This window comes from Oceanimonas sp. GK1 (assembly GCF_000243075.1).
Classification (GTDB): domain Bacteria; phylum Pseudomonadota; class Gammaproteobacteria; order Enterobacterales; family Aeromonadaceae; genus Oceanimonas.
Genome location: NC_016745.1, coordinates 1,973,441 through 1,988,215 on the forward strand (window position 1 = coordinate 1,973,441; position 14,775 = coordinate 1,988,215).

The following is a 14,775-nucleotide window of genomic DNA, read 5'->3' on the forward strand; positions in this document are numbered from 1 at the left end:
TTTTTCTCGGGGTTCTTATGAAAAAAGTTTAGCTGCACTGCGGGGGTTTAGGCGGTCCGGACAGAAATATTCTGTGTTTGCCGACACCGCCAGACTGGCTGGGGGTTTTCATTCGGTTTCAATCGGTTAGCATAGTGCCCTGAAAGAGAGGATGAAGGGGGCGGCATGATCCGACTATTGATGCTGACGGCGCTGTTGTTGCTGCCCGCCTGTCGTGCCCAGGCTGCCCAGGCGGTGTTTGCCGGCGGCAGTTTCTGGGTGATGGAGGCCCTGTTCGCCGACCGGCCGGGCATTGAGCGGGTGGAGCCGGGCTGGATGCAGGGCGAAAGCCGGCTGCAACGCCGGCAGGTGGTGCGGGTGCATTACCACGACGATCGGCTGAGCTATGGTGAGCTGCTCAGGCTTTACTGGCAGGCGGTGGATGTTTTTGATGCCGGTGGCCAGTATTGCGATCGCGGCACGGAATTCAGCCCGGCGCTGTATGTGGACGGTCCGTTGCAGCTTAAATGGGCCCGGCAAAGCCGCTCCCAGCTCGGGCTGGAATGGGGCCGGCAGCCGGAGGTCCGCATTTTCGCCGTCGGCCGCTTTGAGCCGGCCGCGGCGCGGCATCAACAGTATTACCAGCGGCATTCGCTGCTGTATGCTGCTTATCGCAGTGTGTGTGGCTACCCGGATGGCCGTGGTTTCAGCCTGCCGCCCTTGCTGGCGGGCTCTCGTGTTAACTGACTCGCGTCAGCCGGTCCGACGTCAGCCAGTCACTGATGGCATCGGCAATGGCGCCGGGCCGGTTGAGTTCCAGCAAGGGCACCGGCGCTGTAAGGGCAACATCGTCGGTAGCCACTGCCAGTATGTGCGGGTCGGTGGCGCTGAGCAGGGGCTTGCCGTGGGCCGGGCGATGTACCTCCAGCTTGGCCATGGGCTGATCGCGAAAGCCTTCCACCAGCACCAGATCGAGGGGGCGCAGGTCGAGCAGGGCCAGCGAGGCGCTCAGCGAAGGCTCCCGGGGTTCGTCATACTCAAGAGTAAGAATGCTGCGCCGGGGGCCGGCCAGTACCGTTTGGCTGCTACCTGCGTGCCGCAGCGCGTAGCTGTCCTTGCCGGGACTGTCCTGCTCCACGTCGTGGTGGGTATGCTTTATCACGCCAAGGCGCAGCCCCTGCGCACGAAGCAGGGGGATCAGGGCCGTCAGCAGGGTGGTTTTGCCGCTGCCGCTGTAGCCGGCAATGCCCAGCAGGCGGCAAGCCGAGTGAGAGTGAGTCATGATGGGGCTCCATTAACAACGCATGATGGGCAGTGTGCCATGCTCCGGGACACTTCGCCGAACAGTGTCAATAAAAAAGCAGAGGTCGGGCGGTGCAGGCCTGACAATAACCAGATAAAGCGGGTGGCGCTATGAGCGTAACAAAATGGGGAATGATGGCGCTGATGCTGTTCAGCCTGGTGGCCCGGGCGGAAGAGGTGGATTTGCGCCTGCGCGGGCTCGATGGCGAGCTCAAAGACAACACTCAGGTCTATCTGGATCAGCTGCCCGCCATCGAGGTGGAGCAGTTTCCCCGCTTTCGTCAGCAGATCACCACGGCGGTCACCGACAGCCTGCAGGCGCTGGGTTATTACAATCCCGAGATAGAATTGGTGCAGAGCGAGCAAAATCCCGCGCGGGTGACGGTGCGGGTCACTCCCGGCGAGCCGGTGCGTATTCGCACCCTGAATGTGCAGTTGCAGGGCGACGCCGAAACCGATCCCGCCTTTGCCGAGCTGCAAAGCAACTTTGCCATTCGCCAGGGGCAGGTGCTGCATCACGACAACTACGAGAAAGCCAAGGCCAGCCTGCTCAGCCTGGCCCTGCGCCGGGGCTATTTCGATGCCGCCTACCGCACCAGCCGGGTCCGGGTCACGCCCTGGGAAAAGGCTGCCGACGTTGATCTGAGCTTTGACTCCGGCCCCCGCTACCGCTTTGGCGAGCTGAAGGTGGACACCGACCGGCCGGTGGAGCGCCTGCTCAATCCGCTGGTGCAGATAGAGCCCGGCGAGCCCTACCACGCCAGCCGGCTGGCAGAATTCAGCCGCTCGCTGTCGTCCACCCGCTATTTCAAGCAGGTGGAAGTGCTGCCCATGGTGGCGGAAGCCGACGAACAGTATCGGGTGCCGCTGTCGGTGGTGCTGCGGGCCCGGGCCGACAACGAGGTGGAAGTGGGGGTGGGGGTCTCCACCGATGAGGGCCCCCGAACCTCGGTGAACTGGGAAAAGCCCTGGATCAACAGCCTGGGCCACAGTCTGACCACCAGCCTCAAGGTGTCGGCTCCCTCCCAGGACGTGACCCTGGTGTACAAGATCCCCCGCGGCCATCCCCTTGAGGACTATTACACCATTCAGGGCGGTTACCAGCGCCTCGATCAGGACGACACCGTCAGTGACCGCCTGGTGGCCGGTGTTCACCGCTGGAACATTCAGCAAAACGGCTGGACTCGGGACGTCTTTCTACGCAGCGAATATGAGTCCTATACCCAGGGCGAGCAGGAAGACGAAAGCTTTCTGCTGATCCCCGGTGTCAGCTTCAGTCGCACTCGGGTACGCGGCGGCCTGGATCCTCATTGGGGCGACGCGCAGACGGCCACCCTGGAGCTTTCCGAACCCTGGTGGGGGTCCGACACCCGCTTTGTGCGCTTCTGGGGGCGCAGCAAGTGGCTGCGCACCTTGACCGAGGATCACCGGCTGCTGGCCCGGGCCGAGCAGGGCGCGGTCTGGGTGGACAACGTGGAAGAGCTGCCGCCGTCGCTGCGCTTCTTTACCGGTGGTGATACCACGGTGCGCGGCTACAGCTACCAGTCGATCACGCCGCTGGATGAAAACGGCGATCGCCTGGGTGCCAAGTACGCCACCGCCCTCAGCCTGGAATACGATTACCGCTTTGCGCCCAAGTGGCGGGTGGCCACCTTTGTGGACAGCGGTACCGCCACCAACGACTACCGGGACGACTGGAAAGTGGGCACCGGTTTCGGCCTGCGCTGGCTGACCCCGGTGGGCCCGGTGCGCCTTGATCTGGCCTTTGCGGTCACCGAAGAAGACACCCCCTGGCGCCTGCACTTCACCCTGGGACCGGAATTATGATGCGATTGAAACGCCTGTTGCTGGGGGCTTTGATCGGCCTCTGCCTGTTGCTGATGCTGGTGGCCAGCCTGCTGCTTACCCACACCGGCAACCAGTGGCTGTGGGGGCTGGCCAAGCAACAGGTGCCCGGACTGGCAGGCACCATGGTGTCGGGCCAGTTGCTGAGCGGCTGGGAGTTTTCGGAGCTGGCCTATGAGCAGGACTCGCTGGCCTTTCGCGCCCGCCAGGTTAGCCTCGACTGGCAGCTGGGCAAGGTGGTGGATGGCCGGCTCTGGTTGCGCCGGCTGGAAGCGGCGGACATTGAGGTGGAGATCCGCGATCTGGCAGAAAGCCCGTCGGAGCCGGAGCAGGAAACGGCTGCGCTCACCAGCCTGACCCCGCCCCTGAACATTGAACTGGATGACATTCGCGCCGACAGGGTGAGTATTTCCCTGCCCGGGCAACGCATTGGCTGGCAGAGCCTGCAGGTGGCCGCCCGCTGGGATGACGATGGCATGGTGATCACCGGCCCGCAAATGAGCGGCCTGACCATTGAGCTGGAGCCCACCAACGAGATCACACCGGAAACCGGGGCGGCCAACACCGCCGACCAACAGGCCATGAGCCTGCCGGAGATCGTGCTGCCGTTTCCCCTTAAAATTGAGCAACTGGCCCTGACCGACAGCCGCCTGGTGCAGAACGGCCAGCCACAGGCCTTGCACCGGCTGGCCCTGGCCCTGGAAGGCGAGGGCAGCCGGGTGCGCATCGAACAACTGGCGCTTGCACACGCCCTGGCCGACGTTAGCCTGAGCGGTGACGTGACGCTCACCGGGGATTACCCGCTTAACGCCAATCTCAACGCGACCCTGCACGAGCCGCTGCTTGACGGCCAGCTCAAGGGCCAGAACCTGGTCCTGACGGTGAGCAACAGCCTGGCGGACCTGGCCGCCGAGCTTCGCCTGCAGGGGCCGGTGGCCGCCGAGGCCAGCCTCAAGACCCGGCCGCTCGAGCCCGGCTTGCCGCTGGAGCTGAGGCTCGGCTGGCAACAGCTGGGCTGGCCGCTGGCCGAGCCTCAGTGGACCCTGACCCAGGGTGAGCTGAGCCTCACCGGCGCATTGGAAGACTATCGGCTGGCACTGAATACCGAAGCCGGCGGCCCCGGGCTGCCGCCGGTCGGCATTGAACTCGCCGCCCGCGGCAATCTGCAGCAGGCCCGCATTGAGCCCCTGACCCTGGTGTTGCCGCAGGGAGAAACTCACTTGACCGGCGACATCGGCTGGACCGATGGCGTGCGCTGGCAGGGGGAGCTGGCGCTTAACGAGGTGGATCCGGGGGCCTTTGCGGAAGGGTTTGAAGGCCGCCTGAACGGCCGTATTGACAGCCGCTTTGAGCTCGGCGGCGAGCAATGGCAGCTGGAGGCCGCCCCCGAGATCACCGGGCTGCTGCGCAATCACCCGCTGGCCCTGACCGGCCGCTTCAGCCTCAACCAGGATCTGGAAGGGCAGGTCGACAACCTGGTGCTGACCAATGGTGACAACCGGTTGGCGGTGGCCGGGCGCATCGACCAGCGCTGGGCGCTCAAGGGCAGCCTGAATGCCCCCAGGTTGGCGGTGTATGCCCCCGGCCTGTTTGGTGATGTGCAGGGCAATTTCGAGGTATCCGGTCTGCGGGACGCCCCCCGGGTGCAAGCGAACCTTGTCGGTAGCCGGGCTGGCTTCAACGACAGCGAAGCCAGGCAGCTGGCCCTGGACGCCGATCTCACCCTGGGCGAGGCACCCGCCGGTGAACTGAGCGTGACCGCGCAGCGGCTGACGACCGGCGGGTTGCGCTTTGAGGATCTGGATTTGGCCGCCAGCGGCGACCAGAATGCCCACCGGCTGACCCTGACGGCCCAGGGGGAGCCGCTGGCACTGGATCTGGCACTGGCCGGCAGCCTGAACGAACAAGGCTGGCGCGGCCGGCTGCAGCAGGCCGAGCTGAACACGCCGCTGGATACCTGGCAGGTGTCGGAGCCGGTGGCCCTGGCCTGGCGTCAGCCCGAAGGGATGTTCAGTGCGGCGGCCCACTGCTGGCGCTCCAACGGTGCCGCCGTCTGCCTGGACGAGCTGAACGCCGGCGGGGAAGGTGGCCGGGCCGGGCTGGATATTCGTGACTTTGACCTTGCCCGGCTCACGCCCTTTTTGCCCGAGGACTTTGCCTGGGAGGCGGTGCTGGCCGGACGGGTGGAGGCGAGCTGGCAACCGGGCCAGGCGCCCCGGGTCAATGCACAAATCGGCACCACCACCGGTACCTTTGTCAGTGGCGATACCCGGCTGGGTTATGAGCGGCTGCAACTGCAAAGCCAGGTGCTGGACAACCGTCTGGTGAGCGAGCTGGCATTTGACTCCGAACCCCTTGGCCGGTTGCGGCTGAACGCGCGGGTCAACGGACTGGACGGCGCCCGCAACCTGAGCGGCGAGCTGACCATCAATGATCTGCGCCTGGACTGGCTGGCGCCGCTGTTGCCGGAAGTGGCGCGGCTACAGGGCAGCCTGGCCGGCGATGTGCGGCTGGCGGGCACCCTGGCGCAGCCGCTGATGTATGGCGACATTACCCTTGCCGGTGGCGAAGTGGATACCTATGCCGACATGGTCAGGGTGCGGGATCTCACCACCCGGCTGACGGTGCAGGGCAACCGGGCCTCGCTGAACGGCCGGCTGCGGGCAGGCAACGGGCCATTGAACATTGACGGTGAGCTGGACTGGAGCACCTTGCCGGTGAGCGGTGAAATTCGTCTCAAGGGCAGCGAGCTGGAAGTCGGCTACCCGGGGATGGGGCGGATAAGAGTGAGTCCGGATTTGCAGATCACTCTGGGCGAGCAGCCCAGGGTCCGCGGCGAGATCTTTATCCCTTGGGCGCGGATCAGCGTGAAGGAGCTGCCCGAAAGCGCCGTTTCCAAGTCTGCGGATGTGGTCATTGTGCAACCCTCGGGCATGGTGCCCGAGACCGGCCCCACGCTGCCCCTGGACATTCGCGTGCGGGTGCGTTTGGGCGAAGATGTACGGCTGGAAGCCTTTGGCCTGAACACCCGCCTCGCCGGCCAGTTGCGCATTGTGCAGCCACCGGGGCGGATTATGCGCGCCAACGGTGAAATCCGCCTGGAAGAGGGCCGTTTCAAGGCCTATGGTCAGAACCTGCTGATCCGTGACGGCAGCATTCTGTTCAGCGGCCCGCTGGATCAGCCCAATCTGCGGGTGGAAGCCATTCGCAACCCGTCCAGCATGTCCGACAGCAGCATAGTGGTGGGGGTGCGGGTTTCCGGCAGCACCACCCAGCCGGAGCTGGAGGTGTTTTCCGAGCCCGGTATGCCCCAGGCCGAACAGCTGTCGTGGCTGCTGCGCGGCCGTGGTCTGGAAGGCGGGGACGGCAGCGACGGTAACGCCCTGGTGCAGTCGATGCTGCTCGGCGCCGGCGTGGGCAAGGTGGGCGGCCTGGTCACCGGGGTGGGCGAGGCGCTGGGCTTTCAGGATGTGGCGGTGGATACCAGTGGCTCCGGGGAAGACACGGCGGTCAATATCAGCGCCTATGTGCTGCCGGGACTGCAAATCGGCTATGGCGTAGGAGTGTTCTCCTCCATCGGCGAGCTCCGGCTGCGCTACGAGCTGCTGCCCCGGCTCTACCTGCAGGCCACCAGCGGCCTGAGCCAGGCCATTGATCTGTTCTACAAGTTCGAGTTCTGACCAACAGGGGGCGGCGTCATGGCTATAACATGACGCCGCCTCTGTTTTGTTGTCTCGCGCGCCGGAATTTGCCCGCCTGCGGCCGCTGCCCTCATGCTTTTTGAGGCGGCCTTGGGTAAAGTAGGCAGTCTGTCACCGCCAACCGGCCCGCGAGTAGTGGTTCCATCATGATGTCCGTGCAATTGCTGAAACAGGAGCGCCTGGCCCGCATCATGCTGATGTGCGTGGCAGCTTACACCCTGGTTGGCATGCATCTTTACCTGCCGCACCTGTTCGGTACCGGCCTGCAACTGCCGTTCAACATTGCCGGTTGGTTTTTTGTGGGCGCCATGACCACCCTGGGGCTCTGGCACTGGCACCGCCGCCGGTTGCTGACCAGCCGGTTCTGGCTGGGCCTGATGGCGGCCAGCCTGCTGCTGTGGCTGCCGTTTGGTTACTGGCACAACAATTCGGTGGCCGGCCAGGCGCTGCCCCGCATGCTGGGCCTGACCGGTGGCCTGCTGTTTTTCCTTGCGCTGCAGCAATGCCGGTTTAACGAGCGGGGACGGCGTTACCTGTTGTATGGCCTGCTGCTGGCGGTGAGCATGGAAATGCTGCTGGGGCTGCTGCAGTTCTTTGTGCTGGAGCCGGGCAATGTGTTTGGCTACAACACCGAAGTGCGCTCCCCCTACGGCATTTTTCAGCACCGTAACGTCATGGCCAGTTTCGTGGCCACCGGCATGGTGCTGGCGGTGTATCTGTGGCTGAACGAGGCCAAATCGCCCTGGCGGCCCTTTTTGTTCAAGTCGTGCTGGTTTGCCGCCGTGCTGGCGGCCGGGGCCATGCTGGTGGTGCTGTTGCAGTCCAGGGCCGGCCAGCTGGGCCTGCTGCTGGGGTTATTGCTGCTGCTGCCGCTGTTATGGCAGACCCTGGTCAAAACCCGCTCCAAGCGCCTGCTGGCCAGCCTGGTGCTGATCCCCCTGGGAGCCGTGGTGGGCATTTTCGGGCTCGACGTGTTCGACATGAGCAAACGCAGCCTCGACATTTACACCCAGGCCGATGGCCGTTTCGATATTTACGCCCACGGCCTGCGCATGTGGCTGGAGCGCCCCTGGGCGGGCTACGGCTATGGCAGCTTCGAGTCGGCGTTTTACCGTACCTATGCCCAGTGGCGGGAGCAGACTCCGGGGGCCCAGCCGTTGTTTACCGAAATGGGCCATCCGCACAACGAGTTTTTGCTCTGGGCCATTGAGGGGGGGCTGGCGCCGCTGGTGGGCCTGGTGCTGATGATCTGGCTGGTGTTGCGGCTGTTAAGCCGGGTACCGCTCGGCCGGGCGCTGGCCTGGGTGGGCCTGCTGATGCCGGTGTTTGTGCACAGTCAGACCGAGTTTCCCGTTTATCATTCGCTGCCCCACTGGTTCGTGGTGCTGGTGCTGCTGTATGTGATTGACGCCGAGCACGGCCAACGGCTGTTGTTGCCGGCGCCCCCGGCCTGGAGCCGCTGGCCGATACGAAGCTGGGGCCTGGGCGTGATGTTGTTTATGGCCACAGGGCTGGTGGCCAGCCAGCAGCTCACCGCCTATGCCCACCAGCCCGAGCGGGATCCGGCCCGGCTTGAGCGGGTGCTGAACCCGCTGGTGTGGCACGACCGCACCGCGTTTTACCGCCACCATATTCAGCTGGAACGTGGGTTGCTGAGCGGGGATCGCGAGCGGCTGCTCGATTACGCCAGCTGGGCCCAGCGTTTTTTGCGCCATACCCCTAGGGCCGGCATTTATTACAACGCCTACCTGGCGTTGGTCCGGGCGAATGAAGCCGCGCGCGCCGAGGCGCTGCTGGCCGAAGCCCGGCGGCTCTATCCCAACGTGGTCCTGCTGCGCCAGGCCAGCATCAGTCGGGTGCTGGCGCGGCTGGCACAGCTGGACAAGGGCATGACCGTCACCCACCTCAGCAGCTATCTTCCCCTCTATGATAACCTGCGCCCCGCCATTGGCGGGGCCTATTGAGCATGGGCAGTGAGGCGGGAGTGAGGCTGAGTTGAGAAGGGGAGCGCGGGTTATCCCCGCGTGGGGGTCAGCTCGAAACCGGTGAGGGCGTCGTCACTCTCTAGTGAGGTGACGGTAATGTTTTGCTGTGCCCAGTCCACTTCCTTGCCGGTGGCGGCGTACAGGGTCTGGTTGATGCTGTCGGGGGTCAGTTCGGGTGGCTGCTCGGCGCGGCCGCCGGGCAGGTAAATGGTGCCGTTGGAAAAGTCCACCGCAAAGGCAATCACTCCCGGTACCAGGAAAAACAGCAGCCCCACGCCGTCGGCGATGGCCACTACCGGGTCGATGCGGCCACTTTTCTGACCTTTGCGCTCCGGATAAAAAATGGTGCCGCAGGCGGCCAGCTGGGTGGTGATGATACCGGCCAGTGCCAGCGCCAGGGTTTTCTGCTTGAACCTTGTCATAGCCATACCTCTGAAGATGAAAAACCACCTGCTGAGTGTATAGGATTATGGAGCGGTCTGAATCCTGATTGAGGGGACAACGGACAGAGGCTGGCGTATTTTTACGGGCCGGCCATCAGCGCCACCACCTCGGCATCCTCCACCTGGGAAAAGTCCCGGTACCACTGACCCACGGAAAAAAAGGGATGAGGGGTGGCCAGGCAGCACACCCGGCTGACCAGGGGAGCGAGCTCGGCAATGGTATCGGCGGGCCCCACCGGCACCGCCACCAGCACCCGGTCGGGCTGGTGGGCGAGGGTGGCTTCAATGGCCACCCGCATGGTGGCCCCGGTGGCCAGGCCGTCGTCGACCAGGATCACCGTTTTGCCCGCCAGGGCCAGGGGAGGGCGGTGGTGGCGGTACTTGTTCTCCCGTCGGGCCAGCTCCCGCTGCTCCTGCTGCAGGGCCTGCTCTATCTGGTACTGGCTGATGCCCAGTTGCCGGATCAGGTGGGGATTGAGAAAGTGCACGCCGCCGCTGGCTACGGCACCCATCGCCAGCTCGGCATGACCCGGGCAGCCCAGCTTGCGTACCATCATCAGATCCAGGGGGGCCGACAGGGCCTCGGCCACGGGAGCGGCAACCGGCACGCCGCCTCGGGGCAGGGCCAGCACGATAATCGGCGCAGGCCACTTGCACTTGTGGCGCAGGCGGGTCAGCTCGCGGGCCAGGGCAACGCCGGCCTGGTGGCGATCCTCAAAGGGCGGCAACATAATGCACCCCGCAATAAACAACGCGAATAGTTAAAGTCTAGAAGGGAGGACGGCAGCGGGCAGGATTTCGGTGCGCCACAATACAAAAAGCCCACCGTAAGGTGGGCTTTTTGAGGGTGATTTGGTCGGCGTGAGAGGATTTGAACCTCCGACCCCTGACACCCCATGACAGTGCGCTACCAGGCTGCGCTACACGCCGACAGGTCATTCGTGATGACGGGGCGCATAATAGATAAAGCCGGCTGCTGCTGTCAACACCGGAAACCGATACAACAGCGCGACTGCCGATAAATTGCGCGCTTGCCCGGTTGGGGCGTGTTGTACATCAAGGGCTTACCCATTCACTTGCCGGCACGGCAGGCTATAATAGCCAGTCCTGCCCACGCCGGCAGGCCATTCATTCAAGGAGACAGGCCATGGCAGAAGAGACCATTTTCAGCAAAATCATTCGCAAGGAGATTCCCGCCGACATCCTGTACCAGGATGAGCTGGTCACCGCCTTTCGCGATATTTCCCCCAAGGCACCCACCCATATCCTGATCATTCCCAATGTGGTGATCCCCACCGTGAACGAGGTGGCCGCGGAGCACGAGCTGGCGCTGGGGCGCATGTTTACCGTGGCCCGCAAGCTGGCGGCGGACGCCGGCATTGCCGAAGACGGTTACCGCCTGATGGTGAACTGCAACCGCCATGGCGGTCAGGAGGTGTATCACATTCATATGCACCTGCTGGGCGGTCGCCCCCTGGGCCCCATGCTTGCCGTTTAAAGGAGCCGGAATGACCCCTTTTCGTGTTGTCTCTTTGGCCTCGGCCGTTCTGGCCCTGAGTGCCTGTACCCTGCCCAATCCCTATACTTCCCAGCCGGCGCCGGTGACCCCCGCCACGCCCGAGCCGGTGCGCCCTCCCGCGCTGCCCCAGCCGGCACCACCGCCACCGGTGATTGAGCTGCCCGACGCGCCGCCGGCCCCGCTGCCGGAAGCCAATAATGCCGCCATACAGCGGCTGGCCGACAACCTGGCCGCCCGGCTGAGTGCCAGTGCCGCCATCTCCGAGGTGAATGGTCCGGTACTGCTCGACGATATTCGCAATCAGGCCGGCAGCCCGGTAGACACCCGTGGCCTGACCGAGCGGCTGCAGGCGCAACTGAGCGGGGCGCTCAATTTTGTGAGCGGTCCCGAGGTCAACAGCCTGCGTCAGCAACTGGCCTACCAGAGTGGCCGGGCCGACATGGCCTCGCTGGTGCGTCTGGGCAAGCAAAGCGGGGCCGATTATCTGCTTTCCGGCAGCCTGCACCGGGCCGGCAGTGGCTTCAGCCTGCGGGCTCAGCTGATGGAACTGGCCAGCGGCGAGGTGTTGTGGTCCGACAGTGTCAGTGGACGCTGAGTCGCTGGGGGCCAGTCTGCCACCGGCACTGCGCGGCAGGCTGACGCCCCTGGCCGGTGGCCATACCAACCGCTGTTTTCGGCTGGACACCGGCCGGGGTCGTTACTGGCTGCGGCTGGGGTGTGATACGCCCGCCCGCCTGGGGATTGATCGCCGCGTGGAGCTGACGGCCCATCGCCTGGCGGCCGATGCCGGGCTGGCGCCGGCCATCCATTACGCCCGCCCCGAGTCCGGCCTGCTGGTGCTGGACTGGCTGGATGAGCTGGACTGGCGGCAGGCACCGGGCACGCTGGCCGCGCTGATGCCAAAGGTGGCCCGCCTGCACGGGCTTGATGGAGCGGGGCTGCCGCTGCTGAACCTGGCGCAACGGGCCGGGCATTACTTTGCCCAGCTGGCTGCGCCCCCGGCCTGGCTGGCGCCCCTGCTGGCGCAGTTTGAGCGTCCGGAGCTCAACCCGGATTTTGTTCCCGTGCCCTGCCATTGCGACCTGACCGCCGGCAATGTGCTGGGCCCGCGGCCCTGGTTGGTGGACTGGGAATATGCGGCACTGGCGGATCCGGCCTTTGAGCTGGCGGTGATCGCCGACGACCGCGAACTGAACGACACCGGTTGTGCTGAGCTGCTGGCTCATTATCAGGCCGCCGGTGGCGCGGTGAGCCCGGCCCGGCTGCGTGCCCGCCTGCCCTGGGTACAACTGCTGACCCTGCTGTGGGCCATGGTGCAATATCAGCACAGCGGGGCAGCGCAATACCAGGCATGGCTGGAGGCGGCGCGAGCGCGGTTAACCCTCAGCCTTGCATAACACTGTCATTTCAACACGGCCGCAGCGCGGCCCCGGAGCAAACATGGGTCCCTTTATTCTTGATGTGAACGGCTGTGAGCTGGAGGCGGAAGAGCGCGAGCTGCTCGAACATCCGGCGGTGGGCGGGGTGATATTTTTTGCCAGAAATTATCATGACCGCGCGCAGCTTACCGCCCTGGTGCGGGCCATTCGGGCGGTGAAGCCCGGTCTGCTGCTGACCGTGGATCACGAAGGCGGCCGGGTACAGCGTTTTCGCGATGGGTTCTTTCCGCTGCCGGCACCGGGCAAATTGGCCGGCCTGGATCACCCCGAGCGGCAAGCCCTGCTGGCCGACGCCGGCTGGCTGATGGCCGCCGAGCTGCTGGCCCACGACATTGATCTCAGCTTTGCGCCGGTGCTCGATCTGGAGCGGGGCAGCGAGGTGATCGGCGATCGCAGCTTTGGCGCCGATCCCGCGCCGGTGATCGATAATGCCGGCGCCTATATCGGGGGCATGAAGGCGGCCGGCATGGCGGCGGTGGCCAAGCATTTCCCCGGCCATGGCAGCGTGCGTGCCGACTCCCACACCGAAAGCCCGGTGGACGAGCGGGAGCTTGCCGAAATAGAGCAGGCCGATCTGGTGCCCTTTCAAACCCTGATTGCGCAAGGAGTGATCCAGGGAGTGATGCCCGCCCATGTGATTTACAACACCGTGGATGAGCGGCCGGCGGGTTTTTCCGAATTCTGGCTGAAGGAGGTCTTGCGCCGCCGGCTGGGCTTTCATGGCCTGATTTTCAGCGACGATCTCACCATGGAAGGGGCCGCCGTGGCCGGAGGCTATGCCGAGCGGGCGCGCCAGGCGCTGGCGGCGGGCTGCGACCTGCTGCTGGCCTGCAACCACAGGCCCGGTGCCGTGGCCATTATCGACAGCCTGCCCCATGACCTTCAGCGGGATCTGTCTTCCCTGCGCAAGCAGGACAACGCCGGCCCGGCTCACCTTTATGGCAGCCAGCGCTGGCGCGACGCCGCCGGGCGGCTGCGGCGCATTGGCGCCGAGCTTGGCTGGAACGATTGAAACGGTAGTTATTTTTATGTGAAAATAAAGTTGTGAAATCAATCACAACTTTTACAATGGTGCCCGCCTCAACCGAGGCGGTCATTCAAGAGTCTGCCGCTATGGAACCGCCATAGCCGCAGGTTTTTTATCTTTGACGAGGTTTGAACATGACACGCATTATCGTGGTCGGCGGCGGGGCCGGCGGGCTGGAGCTGGTAACCAAGCTGGGGCGTCAACTGGGTCGCAAGGGCAAGGCGGAAGTGATCCTGGTGGATCGCAACCGGACTCACTTGTGGAAGCCGCTGCTGCACGAAGTGGCCACCGGCGCCATGGACACCGGCATGGACGGCCTGAGTTACCGCTCCCAGGCCCATAACCATGGCTTCAGCTTTCATCTGGGCACCCTGACCGACATCGATCGTGAGCAAAAGCAGATCAAGCTGGCGCCGCTGGCCGACGACAGCGGCAAGCAGGTGGTGGGCGAACGCACCCTCAGCTACGACATTCTGGTGATGGCCATCGGCTCGGTATCGAACGACTTTGGTACACCGGGGGTGAGCGAGCACTGCATTTTCCTCGACAGCCCCCAGCAGGCCGAGCGTTTTCACAATGAGCTGATGAACCGTTTTTTGCAGTATGCCGAAAGCGACACCGTGGACGAAAAAGTGGACATCGCCATTGTGGGGGGCGGCGCCACCGGGGTGGAGCTGTCGGCCGAGCTTTATAATGCGGTGGAGCACCTGAGTGCCTACGGCTTTAAAAAGCTGAACCGGGACTGTTTGCGGCTGACCCTGGTGGAAGCCGGCCCGCGCATTCTGCCGGCACTGCCCGAGCGCATTTCCGCCATGGCCCACAAGGAGCTGCGTGAGCTCGGCGTGGATGTGCGGGTGGGCACCATGGTGGTGGAAGCCACCGCCGACGGCCTGAAAACCAAAAATGACGAGCTGATCCCCGCCAACCTCATGGTATGGGCCGCCGGTATCAAGGCGCCGGATTTTATGAAGGACATTGCCGGGCTGGAAACCAACCGTATCAACCAGCTGGCGGTCAAGGACACCCTGCAAACCACCCGTGACGACAGCATTTTCGTGATTGGCGACTGCGCCTTCTGTCTGCAGGCCGATGGCAAGCCGGTGCCGCCCCGGGCCCAGTCGGCCCACCAGATGGCGAGCCTCGCCTATGACAACATTCTTGCCAGCCTCAGTGGCCGTGCGCTCAAGCCCTATGTGTACAAGGATCATGGCTCCCTGGTGAACCTGAGCCGCTACAGCACAGTGGGATCCTTGATGGGCAACCTGATGCGCGGCTCCATGATGGTGGAAGGCCGCATCGCCCGTACCGTCTATGTGTCGCTGTACCGCATGCACCAGGTGGCGCTGCACGGCTACACCCGCACCGGCCTGATGATGCTGGTGGGGCGCATCAACCGCTTTTTGCGCCCGCGGCTGAAACTGCACTGATCTTCTGGAGCGCGGGCAGCTTGCCCGCGCTCTGCCCGGGGCTGTGTAATGGTGCTGGAGCGCAGGCAGCCTGCCTGCAACTTGCCGCGCAGCGGCAAGCCTGTCAGG

General features: G+C 64.5%; 12 protein-coding genes and 1 tRNA gene. 9 read left to right on the top strand and 4 right to left on the bottom strand.

The genetic code is table 11. The features are described 5' to 3' along the window. The first annotated feature begins 165 nt into the window (after positions 1-165). Entirely contained in the window at positions 166-726 is a 561-nt protein-coding gene (locus tag GU3_RS09395) for a peptide-methionine (S)-S-oxide reductase (RefSeq protein ID WP_237711127.1), read from the top strand. Here the strand turns inward: GU3_RS09395 and mobB are convergent. Beyond that, positions 719-1,261 carry a molybdopterin-guanine dinucleotide biosynthesis protein B gene (gene mobB / locus GU3_RS09400; RefSeq protein ID WP_014292295.1) on the bottom strand — a complete coding sequence of 181 codons (543 nt, stop codon included), beginning with the start codon at positions 1,259-1,261 and terminating at the stop codon, positions 719-721. The two genes, GU3_RS09395 and mobB, sit on opposite strands and share 8 nt — an antisense overlap. A 131-nt stretch (positions 1,262-1,392) precedes the next feature. Between mobB and GU3_RS09405 the strand changes: the two genes are divergently transcribed. The 3 genes from GU3_RS09405 (at position 1,393) to GU3_RS09415 (ending at position 8,791) form a co-directional block, all read left to right on the top strand. Continuing rightward, positions 1,393-3,108, top strand: a complete 1,716-nt coding sequence (locus tag GU3_RS09405; RefSeq protein WP_050899368.1) for an autotransporter assembly complex family protein — start codon at positions 1,393-1,395, stop codon at positions 3,106-3,108. Continuing rightward, positions 3,105-6,806, top strand: a complete 3,702-nt coding sequence (locus GU3_RS09410; RefSeq protein WP_041543086.1) for a translocation/assembly module TamB domain-containing protein — start codon at positions 3,105-3,107, stop codon at positions 6,804-6,806. The genes GU3_RS09405 and GU3_RS09410 overlap by 4 nt, the downstream gene beginning before the upstream one ends. Positions 6,807-6,973: 167 nt before the next feature. Continuing rightward, positions 6,974-8,791, top strand: coding sequence for a PglL family O-oligosaccharyltransferase (locus GU3_RS09415; RefSeq protein ID WP_014292298.1), 1,818 nt, complete (start codon positions 6,974-6,976; stop codon positions 8,789-8,791). 50 nt (positions 8,792-8,841) lie between these two features. On the opposite strand, the gene GU3_RS09420 is transcribed toward GU3_RS09415, so the two are convergent. From GU3_RS09420 to GU3_RS09430, 3 genes are all read right to left on the bottom strand, one after another. After that, positions 8,842-9,234: a hypothetical protein gene (locus GU3_RS09420; protein ID WP_014292299.1), complete on the bottom strand. Its 393-nt coding sequence runs from the start codon at positions 9,232-9,234 to the stop codon at positions 8,842-8,844. A 101-nt stretch (positions 9,235-9,335) separates the two neighbouring features. Next, positions 9,336-9,986: a phosphoribosyltransferase gene (locus GU3_RS09425; protein ID WP_014292300.1), complete on the bottom strand. Its 651-nt coding sequence runs from the start codon at positions 9,984-9,986 to the stop codon at positions 9,336-9,338. Between the two features lie 122 nt (positions 9,987-10,108). Then, a tRNA-Pro gene (locus GU3_RS09430) sits at positions 10,109-10,185 on the bottom strand. 217 nt (positions 10,186-10,402) lie between these two features. On the opposite strand from GU3_RS09430, the gene hinT reads away from it, so the two are divergent. From hinT to GU3_RS09455, 5 genes are all read left to right on the top strand, one after another. Beyond that, entirely contained in the window at positions 10,403-10,753 is a 351-nt protein-coding gene (gene hinT / locus GU3_RS09435) for a purine nucleoside phosphoramidase (protein WP_014292301.1), read from the top strand. 10 nt (positions 10,754-10,763) lie between these two features. Then, positions 10,764-11,369, top strand: a complete 606-nt coding sequence (locus tag GU3_RS09440; RefSeq protein ID WP_014292302.1) for a hypothetical protein — start codon at positions 10,764-10,766, stop codon at positions 11,367-11,369. Next, positions 11,353-12,171: a phosphotransferase gene (locus tag GU3_RS09445; protein ID WP_237711128.1), complete on the top strand. Its 819-nt coding sequence runs from the start codon at positions 11,353-11,355 to the stop codon at positions 12,169-12,171. The genes GU3_RS09440 and GU3_RS09445 overlap by 17 nt, the downstream gene beginning before the upstream one ends. Positions 12,172-12,214: 43 nt before the next feature. Next, a complete protein-coding gene (nagZ, locus tag GU3_RS09450; protein ID WP_014292304.1) occupies positions 12,215-13,225 on the top strand; it encodes a beta-N-acetylhexosaminidase in 1,011 nt (336 codons plus the stop codon). Positions 13,226-13,374: 149 nt separating this feature from the next. Continuing rightward, complete coding sequence (locus GU3_RS09455; RefSeq protein ID WP_014292305.1) at positions 13,375-14,667, top strand: NAD(P)/FAD-dependent oxidoreductase; 1,293 nt, start codon at positions 13,375-13,377, stop codon at positions 14,665-14,667. Positions 14,668-14,775: the final 108 nt, after the last annotated feature.

Excerpts from the sequence above, each read along its gene's own strand:
- hinT (WP_014292301.1), top strand. The coding sequence starts at position 10,403 with ATGGCAGAAGAGACCATTTTCAGCAAAATCATTCGCAAGGAGATTCCC.
- nagZ (WP_014292304.1), top strand. The coding sequence starts at position 12,215 with ATGGGTCCCTTTATTCTTGATGTGAACGGCTGTGAGCTGGAGGCGGAA.
- GU3_RS09440 (WP_014292302.1), top strand. The coding sequence starts at position 10,764 with ATGACCCCTTTTCGTGTTGTCTCTTTGGCCTCGGCCGTTCTGGCCCTG.
- GU3_RS09415 (WP_014292298.1), top strand. The coding sequence starts at position 6,974 with ATGATGTCCGTGCAATTGCTGAAACAGGAGCGCCTGGCCCGCATCATG.
- GU3_RS09405 (WP_050899368.1), top strand. The coding sequence starts at position 1,393 with ATGAGCGTAACAAAATGGGGAATGATGGCGCTGATGCTGTTCAGCCTG.
- GU3_RS09410 (WP_041543086.1), top strand. The coding sequence starts at position 3,105 with ATGATGCGATTGAAACGCCTGTTGCTGGGGGCTTTGATCGGCCTCTGC.
- GU3_RS09455 (WP_014292305.1), top strand. The coding sequence starts at position 13,375 with ATGACACGCATTATCGTGGTCGGCGGCGGGGCCGGCGGGCTGGAGCTG.
- GU3_RS09425 (WP_014292300.1), bottom strand. The coding sequence starts at position 9,986 with ATGTTGCCGCCCTTTGAGGATCGCCACCAGGCCGGCGTTGCCCTGGCC.
- mobB (WP_014292295.1), bottom strand. The coding sequence starts at position 1,261 with ATGACTCACTCTCACTCGGCTTGCCGCCTGCTGGGCATTGCCGGCTAC.
- GU3_RS09395 (WP_237711127.1), top strand. The coding sequence starts at position 166 with ATGATCCGACTATTGATGCTGACGGCGCTGTTGTTGCTGCCCGCCTGT.
- GU3_RS09420 (WP_014292299.1), bottom strand. The coding sequence starts at position 9,234 with ATGACAAGGTTCAAGCAGAAAACCCTGGCGCTGGCACTGGCCGGTATC.